Source organism: Bradyrhizobium sp. SUTN9-2 (assembly GCF_003122645.1).
Taxonomy (GTDB): domain Bacteria; phylum Pseudomonadota; class Alphaproteobacteria; order Rhizobiales; family Xanthobacteraceae; genus Bradyrhizobium; species Bradyrhizobium yuanmingense.
In genome coordinates this window covers 4,776,318-4,778,685 of record NZ_LAXE01000001.1, presented here as the reverse complement: position 1 = coordinate 4,778,685, position 2,368 = coordinate 4,776,318, and the positions used below count along the sequence as shown (strand labels likewise).

Annotated in this window: 1 protein-coding gene and 1 pseudogene; one reads left to right on the top strand and one right to left on the bottom strand. The window is 58.6% G+C overall.

Features of this window, described 5'->3' with window-relative positions; translation table 11 throughout:
* Window positions 1-910: 910 nt before the first annotated feature.
* A pseudogene (locus XF30_RS22090) lies at window positions 911-1,198 on the top strand (transposase); the annotation flags it as partial.
* Between the two features lie 152 nt (window positions 1,199-1,350).
* On the opposite strand, the gene XF30_RS38600 reads toward XF30_RS22090, so the two are convergent.
* Window positions 1,351-1,917: a hypothetical protein gene (locus tag XF30_RS38600; protein ID WP_192893485.1), complete on the bottom strand. Its 567-nt coding sequence runs from the start codon at window positions 1,915-1,917 to the stop codon at window positions 1,351-1,353.
* Window positions 1,918-2,368 lie beyond the last annotated feature (451 nt).

Here is a 2,368-nt window from a genome sequence, read left to right as displayed (position 1 = left end):
ACTATAGCCGCATCACCCCCGATCGGTATGCTGTTCCCGACTGGCGTCGGGAGGTGCGCGGTTGAGCGGATGAGCGCGTTGGCGCGGCTGTAGAAATCCAAACCCTAGAGCATCAAAATGTCTCGGGCACCGGTGAGCAGACGCAGGGCTAGTCATGACAAAGGCAAAGCACGGCAAGCCCGGTCGGCGGCGATCAACCGTCGTCGCAACGCCCGCCCAGCAGCTCAAGACAGACCGGACAGCGCCTTGGCTGATTGATCTCGGAAGGCGCCTGCACGGCCCGTATAAGACTGGGACTGGGCCCTGCTGACAGTAGGGCAGACGGTGTCGGATGCGCTGTCCAGTTACTGCCGGCCCCACGGGGATCGCCAGCTTGCCAGCGAGATACGCTCATCTTCCGCCTGAGCAGCGCGGATCTGTCTTGCCTTGATGGCGGGTAGGACCAGTGAAGCGCCGCCGCAAACCGCACGCTACCGGCAGCGGCCAATGACGCACCGCCGACGGCTGAGGCGAAAGTGCCGCTTAGATTGGCTCGCCAAGTCGTCCAGCCTCACCTAGGCTTTGGGTTGCGGCCGGTTTCGCGGGCCGCAATCTGCAGTCCAACAAACTGACCCGCCGGCTCGCAAGGTCGGCGGGTTTTTCTTTGAACTTGGGAAATTTACGGTCGACGCTTAGGCAGGCCAGATTTGATACCCCAGATTGTTGAAGGTCTCGGAATCGAAACCGATCAAGCCGGGCACGCTGACGTCTTGCACCGTCTTAATCAGCTCCCAGGTCCCGACGTTGGGCGGCGGCAAATTGCTGCCTGTAGGATCCTTTGAAATGGCGGTTTGGCCGCCCGCTCTAAATACATAGCCTGAACCGCTCCGGGATTGCCGAAGGCTCCAACTCTTGAGAAGGTGGAGCCCTTATGAGCAAGACGACGAACAGGTTTTCACCCGAAGTCCGAGCCCGTGCGGTTCGGATGGTTCTGGATCACGCCAGCGAGCATCCCTGGCGCTGGGCGGCGGTGACGTCGATTGCGGCTAAGATCGGCTGCACGCCGCAGACACTGCATGACTGGGTCAAGAAGGCCGAGATTGACAGCGGGCAGTGGGCCGGCGTTCCGACCGACATGGCCGAGAAGCTGAAGGCGCCGCACGTCGCCGAGCCAGAGTTGAACCAACCCGCCCAGCGGCTGGTCCGCCGAAACGAGGCCCAAGGCAGAAACAAAGGCGGACCCCGCATAGACGACGAGGCAGATCACCAGAACTGCACTGATGCTGGCCAGCCACTTCATGGTGCGGCAATCATGGCGGCGGGGCTTTGTTCCAAGTCACGATTATACCTTACGAGCGAAATGCCGCGTGTTCATCCCAGCAAAGCCAGTGTGCCGAAGGTCACTCTGGTTGCCCTGAGTGTGACGTGGAGGATCGCGAAAAGCTCGTATTTGTCGACTGATGGGCGCAGAAGTCTATCAGTCTCGACGCTTAATTTGATTACCAAACCGTCATCCTGGAGAAGACAGTACACAGGACGATTTGGCCCAATCCTGGAAAAGAACTCGGCTTGGGCAGGCGGCGGGACAGACAACGCGTCGAGAAGAGTCTTCACGCGATTGTCGATATCTCCTCCATCCCCGATGAGTTGTCCAGGCGATTGCTGCCGCAAGAACGTTACATCCAGTTCGCACTGTAAGTCGTTTCGTTTGGAAATTAGTGGGGCGAATAGCGAGGTTCCGCGCTGTTCTAATATTGCATAGTCGCGCGGTTCTGGCCCGGGATGTTGAAGCCAATCGTTCTTCTCACGAGCAAGTGGCTCGAAGCTCCAGAGGGCTTCCAACTGCGGCGCGAGCTTCAGCCTGATGTCATGCAGCTGCGAAAGCGTTGCGCGTGGGCGCGGGGGGATTGCGCCCTCATAAATGAGCCTAAACTTCATTCCGCTCCCTTCGGTACCCCGGACGCTTTGCAATTCTTTCATACACTTTAGCCACATGGCCTAATTCACGCCGTACAGCGCTTTTCCCTGGTGGCTCAGTCCAAACGCGCATTGCATAGGGTGTTCGGCGTGAGTTCGCAGGCTGCATTCGCTGCAACGATTGCTGTATTCGCGAGGAGCGCCCATCGAACGAGCCGCACCGCTGCGTCATCCTCATGATTCATCGGCTGTCAAGAATGCGCCGGTTCCTAAGCCTCTGGGCAGGTGCGGGTCCAATCGACTGCACAGCGCGTGATCTGATTCTAGCGTTCAACTCCCGCGCATTCGATTGGGGTTGATATTGTATCAAAAATGTGCCGGCCTATTTGAGGGCGGCCACAAGGGGCCATAAAGCTAACCTCATCGAGGGATCTGAATCAAGCCGCTGCATATAGTCCTGCACTAATGTGAG